This window comes from Williamsia sp., assembly GCF_016462415.1.
GTDB lineage: Bacteria > Actinomycetota > Actinomycetes > Mycobacteriales > Mycobacteriaceae > Williamsia_A.
This window is the reverse complement of sequence record NZ_JAEMTF010000056.1, coordinates 1-6,727: the sequence shown is the minus strand read 5'-3', so window position 1 is coordinate 6,727 and position 6,727 is coordinate 1. Positions and strand designations below refer to the sequence as shown.

The 6,727-nt window shown below is 68.7% G+C and carries 7 protein-coding genes; all 7 read right to left on the bottom strand.

Annotation, left to right across the window (positions count from 1 at the left end; translation table 11 throughout):
• Window position 1: 1 nt before the first annotated feature.
• Complete coding sequence (locus tag JHC79_RS14425; RefSeq protein ID WP_296391939.1) at window positions 2-2,074, bottom strand: RNase J family beta-CASP ribonuclease; 2,073 nt, start codon at window positions 2,072-2,074, stop codon at window positions 2-4.
• Window positions 2,071-2,976 carry a 4-hydroxy-tetrahydrodipicolinate synthase gene (gene dapA / locus JHC79_RS14420; RefSeq protein ID WP_296391937.1) on the bottom strand — a complete coding sequence of 302 codons (906 nt, stop codon included), beginning with the start codon at window positions 2,974-2,976 and terminating at the stop codon, window positions 2,071-2,073. Before dapA ends, JHC79_RS14425 begins: the two co-directional genes overlap by 4 nt.
• 37 nt (window positions 2,977-3,013) lie before the next feature.
• On the bottom strand, window positions 3,014-3,766 hold the full coding sequence (gene thyX / locus JHC79_RS14415; RefSeq protein WP_296391935.1) for an FAD-dependent thymidylate synthase: 753 nt from the start codon (window positions 3,764-3,766) through the stop codon (window positions 3,014-3,016).
• Window positions 3,767-3,898: 132 nt separating this feature from the next.
• Window positions 3,899-4,396: a hypothetical protein gene (locus JHC79_RS14410; RefSeq protein WP_296391933.1), complete on the bottom strand. Its 498-nt coding sequence runs from the start codon at window positions 4,394-4,396 to the stop codon at window positions 3,899-3,901.
• Window positions 4,397-4,656: 260 nt separating this feature from the next.
• On the bottom strand, window positions 4,657-5,898 hold the full coding sequence (locus JHC79_RS14405; protein ID WP_296391931.1) for a crosslink repair DNA glycosylase YcaQ family protein: 1,242 nt from the start codon (window positions 5,896-5,898) through the stop codon (window positions 4,657-4,659).
• Window positions 5,898-6,404, bottom strand: coding sequence for a dihydrofolate reductase (locus tag JHC79_RS14400; protein ID WP_296391929.1), 507 nt, complete (start codon window positions 6,402-6,404; stop codon window positions 5,898-5,900). The genes JHC79_RS14405 and JHC79_RS14400 overlap by 1 nt, the downstream gene beginning before the upstream one ends.
• The coding region (gene thyA / locus JHC79_RS14395; protein ID WP_296391927.1) for a thymidylate synthase at window positions 6,401-6,727 on the bottom strand (327 nt) is incomplete at its 5' end. The genes JHC79_RS14400 and thyA, both read right to left, overlap by 4 nt.

Genomic DNA, 6,727 nt, shown 5'->3' with positions numbered 1-6,727 from the left:
CTCAGCGCTTCTTCTTGGCCGGATCGGTGTTGACCGAGAGCACGGTCGGCACGATCATCGGGCGGCGACGATACGTGTCGGCCACCCAACGCCCCACCGAGCGACGGATCATCTGCGCGATGCGATGGGTGTCGGTGACGCCCTCGGCCGCGAGTTCCGACAACGACGTGTAGATCATGTCCGACGCCTCTTTCAGCGCCGCCGGGTCGTCGGAGAAGCCGCGTCCGGACACCTCTGGGGTGCTGACCAGCGTCCCGTCCGCGGAGTCGATGACGACGGTGATGGCGATGAAGCCGCCCTCGCCGAGAACCAGACGTTCGGACAGGGTCGACTCCCCCACGTCGCCGACCGACAGCCCGTCGACGAAGACGAACCCGACGGGCACGCGTCCGACGATGCTCGCGCGACCGTCGACCAGGTCGACGACCACGCCGTCCTCGGCGAGCACGACCCGGTCCGGGTCGACGCCGGTGGCCTCGGCCAGGGCGGCGTTGGCGCGCAGGTGCCGCCACTCGCCGTGCACCGGCATCGCGTTGGACGGGCGGACCGCGTTGTAGAGGTAGAGCAATTCGCCTGCGGATGCGTGGCCGGAGACGTGCACCTTGGCGCTCTGCTGGGTGACGACGGTCGCGCCGCGTTTGGCAAGACCGTTGACGACCGCGAAGACCGAGTTCTCGTTGCCGGGGATCAGCGACGACGCGAGCACGACCAGATCGTCGGCCCGGATGTTGATCTGGCGGTGCTCGCCGCGCGCCATCCGCGACAGAGCCGAGAGCGGCTCGCCCTGCGATCCGGTGGACACCAACACGACGCGGTGGTCGGGAAGCGATGCAGCCGCGTCCATCTCGACGACGACGCCGTCGGGCACGCGCAGGTAGTCGAGTTCCTGGGCGATCTGCATGTTGCGCACCATCGACCGTCCGACGAAGCAGACCTTGCGATCGTGGGCCGCGGCGACGTCGACGACCTGCTGGATCCGGTGCACGTGGCTGGCGAACGACGCGACGATCACGCGTTGCTTGGCCTTGCCGATGACCTGGTCCAGCACGGTGCCGATGTTGCGCTCCGGGGTGACGAACCCGGGGACCTCGGCGTTGGTGGAGTCCACCAGGAACAGGTCCACACCCTCGTCGCCGAGACGACTGAAGCCGGCCAGGTCGGTCAACCGTCCGTCGAGGGGCAGCTGGTCGAGCTTGATGTCGCCGGTGTGCAGGACGAGGCCGGCCGGGGTGCGGATGGCGATCGCGAGTGCATCCGGAATCGAGTGGTTGACCGCGAAGTACTCCAGGGCGAACGGCCCGTATTTCGACGTCTCGCCCTCGGTGACCTGGATCAACTTCGGTCGCTGGCGGTGCTCCCGGCACTTGGCGGCGAGCAGGGCGAGGGTGAACCGCGAGCCGATGACCGGGATGTCGCCGCGCAGACGCAGCAGGAACGGGACCGCACCGATGTGGTCCTCGTGGCCGTGGGTGAGGACGATGGCGACGACGTCGTCCATGCGGTCCTCGATGTAGCGGAAGTCGGGCAGGATCAGGTCGACGCCGGGCTGCTGGTCCTCGGGGAACAGCACGCCACAGTCGACGATGAGCAGCTTGCCGTCGAACTCGAAGACGGTCATGTTCCGGCCGATCTCACCGATACCGCCGAGCGCGACCACACGCAGCCCGCCACGCGGGAGCTTGTTCGGAAGACCGAGGCGATCGGTGGCGTCCCCGATCGGCTGCGACGCCGCACGGGGGGAACGGTCGCGACCGGCCTCGGACCGGCGGTTGCCGCCACCCTTGCGGTTGTCCGAACGCGACGACTTCGCCGGTGCCCGGTCGCCGGATCCCTTCGCGGGTGCCGTCTTCGCCGACGTCGACTTCTGACGCCGAGACCTGGTCGGGGCCGTCTGCTGCTCGGCCGGCGCCGAGGACGGCGACTCCGCGGCCGGGGCCGATGTGTCCGCGACCGCGGGCGCGGTCTCGGCGACCGGCTGCGGGGTGGCGGTCACCTCGGGCGCGGGTTCGGGTGGTCCGCTGCGACGAGTGGCGGCGCGCCGCGGGCGGCGGCCGGCGTTCGGGGTCTCGGTCACGAAAGAACCTGCGCTGCACGCAGATCTGCGATGAGAGCTTCGATCTGCGGCCCGGTCGCCGGCATCTGCGGCAGCCGCGGATCACCCACGTCCAGTCCGATGATGCGCAGTGCGGCCTTGACCATGGTGACTCCTCCGAGGCGACCCATCGCATTCACGAGAGGGATCAGTGACAGGTTGATCTCGCGGGCTCGGACCATGTCGCCTTTGTCGACCGATTCGAGCAGCTCGCGAAGGCGATCGGGCACGAGATGGCCGATCACCGAGACGAATCCGGATGCGCCGACCGCCAACCAGGGCAGGTTGAGGGCGTCCTCACCGGACAGATATTCCAGACCCGCGTCGGCCATCAGTGCGGCGGCCGAGTTGAGGTCTCCCTTGGCGTCCTTGACGCCGACGATGTGACGGTGGCGCGCGAGCTCGAGCAGCGTGCGGTGCTCGATGGGCACGACCGACCGGGGCGGGATGTCGTAGAGCAGTACCGGGAGCTCGGTGGCGTCGGCGATCGCGGTGAAGTGCGCGAGCAGACCGGTCTGCGGGGGCCGGGAGTAGTACGGCGTGACCACGAGCAGACCGTGGGCCCCGCGTGCGGCCGCCTCGATCGCGAACCGGACGCTCTCCGCGGTGTCGTAACTGCCCGCGCCCTGGGTGATGCGGGCGCGTCCGCCGACCGCGTCGAGTACCGCGGTGAGCAGGTCGAGCTTCTCGTCGACGGTGGTCGTCGGCGACTCGCCGGTGGTTCCGGAGATGACGAGTCCGTCGACTCCCCGATCGACGAGATGCGTCGCGAGTTCGACGGCCTTGCCGATGTCGAGGCTGCCATCCGGTGCGAACGGGGTCACCATCGCGACACCCACGGTTCCGAACGGATGCAGCCCATGCTGCGTATGGCCGCTGTTCATGGTGGTCAGGCTACCGTCCGATGACATCGCATCCCCCTCAACCCTCGATGACGAACGGAGATGTCGCGACCTCGGTGCCGTCGGCGAGCGTCCCGATCTCGAAATCGCCGAACACCGTGGGCGCCAGAGTGGACAACTGACGCAGACATTCGATGGCGAGTTGCCGGATCTCGACGTCGGCGTGCTCGGTCGCCCGCATGCCGACGAAGTGGCGCCACGCGCGGTAGTTGCCCGACACGACGATCTTCGTCTCGGTGGCGTTGGGCAGGACCGAGCGTGCGGCCTGGCGGGCCTGCTTGCGGCGCAGGATCGCGTTGGGCACGTCGGCGAACTTGGCCTCCAGCGCCGCCAGCAGCTCGACGTAGGCGGCGCGCGCGGCGTCGGTCGCGGTGACGAAGAGCGCCTCGAGTTCCTCGTCGCCACGAATCGCCGGTGGGCACACCACATTCGAATCGTGCTCGGGCACGAAGCGTTGCGACAGCTGCGAGTACGAGAAATGGCGGTGACGGATCAGCTCGTGTGTGCACGACCGGGAGATGCCGGTGATGTAGAACGTCACCGACGCGTGTTCCAGGAGCGACAGGTGTCCGACTTCGAGGATGTGGCGGAGGTAGGCGGCGTTGGTCGCGGTGCGTGGGTTGGGTTTGTCCCAGCTCTGGTAGCAGGCCCGACCGGCGAACTCGACGAGCGCCTCTCCGCCGTCGACGTCGGTCGACCAATCGACCTCGGCCGGGGCATGGAACTCCGTGTGCGCGATCATGTGCACCTGCAACGGGACCAACTGCGACACCTGCGACTCCTCGGATCAGCGGCACCGCCGCTGCGCTCACCGAGCACAGCCAGACGGCGCAGGAGTCGATTGTCCCGCGCCGACCGTGACCCGCCGCCGCCGCCCCCGTGTCCGCGTGCGCGGACGAGACGCTCAGGCGGGACTGAGGTCGGTACGTACCCAGTTCGAGGCGCGCGGAGCGAGGCCCTGGGCAGCGGTTCCCGGCGCCGAGCCACCGGTACGGTCGGCCACCGTCGCGACGATTGCCTCGAATTCGCCGGAGTGTGCGGCCGTCGCACGCCGCTCCGACGGGCGCGCGGGTGCGGTTCCCGGTTCGGCGACGCCGAGCCACTGCATGACCAGGGCGCCCAGCGACATCCGGAACTCGCGGTTGTGGACGATGTCGATCTCGCGGACTTGGACACCGCCGATGTCGTGGCGCGCGCGGACCACCCGTGACGAGGCGTCGGCGAACCACACCTCGACGGTGACGGTGCCCCGGGTCATCCGCAGCCACCGGTGCCCCACGACATCCCAGCCGTGGTCACCGGCGTGGGCGATGAGCGCCTCGCGGGTCTCGCCGGTGTGGGCAGCGGCCGGTGTGGCCGCCGTGGGTGTGGTGCGACGCGAAGTCGCCGGCACAAAACGCATGTCTATCCCCCTGGTCGTTCGTGGTACTCCCCTGGTCCCCTGCAGTACCAACGCGATGATTGTGCCCTACGACACCCCGATGCGCCAATAGCGGCTCGCGCCATCTCCGATGGGGCGCAGGGGAATACGGATGGCAAACAGTTAGTGAATGTCACGAGATACACGTCGTGGACCACCCGGACCATCGAGGCCGACCATCTGACCGGCATCACCCACCGGCACATGTCTGCGTCGGATCGGATTCCGGTGATCTCCGTCGGTCAGCCGGAGCCCCCGAGTGCCGCGCGCAGCCCGGGCGCGAGGTCACCCCGGGTTCCGACGCGCACACCGTCGAGGCCCAACCACGTGGCCATCGACACCAGGTCGGCGGCCAGGGACCTCGCCACGTGTCCACGGTCGACGCCGTCCTCGGCGAAGGCCCCGAGTACGGCCAGGACACCGTCCGCACGCTCGGCCTTGAGATCGACTCGGGCGGAGATGGTCTCGTCCAGCAGGTACGGGAACACGTAGTACCCGTGGACGCGTTTGTGTTCCGGGACGTAGATCTCGATGCGGTAGTGGGTGTCGAACAGTCGCTGCAGGCGGGGACGGAAGAAGACCAGCGGGTCGAACGGCGCGAGCAACGCCGAACGTTCCACACGCCGGGGAACCCGCGCGCCCGGATCGAGGAAGGCCGGTCGGTCCCAGCCGTCGACCTCCACCGGCACGAGGTCACCGGAGTCGACGAGATCGGCGACGGCCGAACGGGTGTCGGCGACCGGGAGTCGGTAGTAGTCGCGCAGATCGGTCTCGGTGGCGACGCCGAGGGCGCCGATTGCCTTGCCCACCAGCGTCCGGATGGCCACGTCACGGTCGATGACCGTCGCCGCGATCTCCGGTCCGACGATGTTCGCCGCCAGGTCATAGTGGCGGTTGAAACCGCCCCGGCGGATGGCCGAGAGTTCCCCCGCGGCCAGCATCACCTCACACACGTGTTTGACCTCGCTGCGATCCCACCAGGTCCCGCGGCGGGGTCCCTCACGGCGGCGTCCGAGATACTCTTCTAGCTCGCCGCCCGTCGATGGCCCCAGATCGGCTATGGCTGTGGCGATCTCGACACGCAACGCGCTACGTTCGGCGGGTTCGTCGACGGCGGAGCCGTAGCGCCCGAAGCGGTAGTCGGCCATCCGCCACCCGAACAGGGGCCAGTCCTGCACCGGTATCAGTGCGGCCTCGTGCGCCCAGTACTCGGCGAGCAGACGCGGAGCACGTGCGGTGGACTCACCGGCGGCACGGTCGAGCAGGTCGCGGTCGTAGGGCCCGAGTCGGCTGAACAGCGGCATGTAGTGCGCCCGGACGGCGATGCTGACCGAGTCCATCTGCAGGAACCGGGTTCGCGAGAGCACACGCTGCAGGTGTCGGCGGGTGACCGGTCCGGACGGGAGGGGATCGGTGAAACCCTGCGCCGCCAAAACAATTCGACGGGCTCGCTCGATGGTCAGCCGGTCGCCGATCCGGGCCATCAGCCACCGATCCTGCGGTAATCGCAGAACCGATAGCGCGGTCCCTTCTCCGACGTCGTCCACTCACCCACGTCCTGCGGCTGCCACGCCGACAGGTCGATCACGGGGGCGAACGCGTCCCCGCCGGGTACGTCGACGTCGATCTCGGTGACGTACAGCAGATCGGCGAACGGCATTGTCGCGGTGTAGATCTGCGCGCCACCCATGACAACCGTGAGATCCGGGTCGGCGTCGGCGGCACGACGTAGTGCGTCGGCCAGATCGTGAACGACGACCGCACCCTCGGCGGTCCATGCCCGATCGGAGGTCAGCACCACGTTCATCCGGTTCGGGAGGGGACGGAACCGCTCCGGCAGCGAGTCCCAGGTCCTACGCCCCATCACCACCGGATGTCCGGTGGTGCGTTCACGGAAATGGCGGGCGTCCTCGGGGACGCGCCAGGGGATGGTGTTGTCGCGCCCGATGACCCCGTCGTTGCCCTGAGCCCAGATGAGCGCGACGGTCATACCGCCACGGGCGCCTTGATGCCCGGGTGGTGCTGGTAGTCGACGACCTCGATGTCGGTGAACTCGTAGTCGAACAGGGAGGCCCGCTCGGCGAGCCGCAGCGTCGGGTAGGGGTACGGCTCGCGGGACAGCTGCAGTTCGACCTGCTCGACGTGGTTGTCGTAGATGTGGCAGTCCCCGCCGGTCCAGACGAACTCGCCGACCTGCAGGCCCGCCTGCGCGGCCATCATGTGGGTGAGCAACGCATAGGACGCGATGTTGAACGGGACCCCGAGGAACAGGTCGGCGCTGCGCTGGTACAGCTGGCACGACAGCTTGCCGTC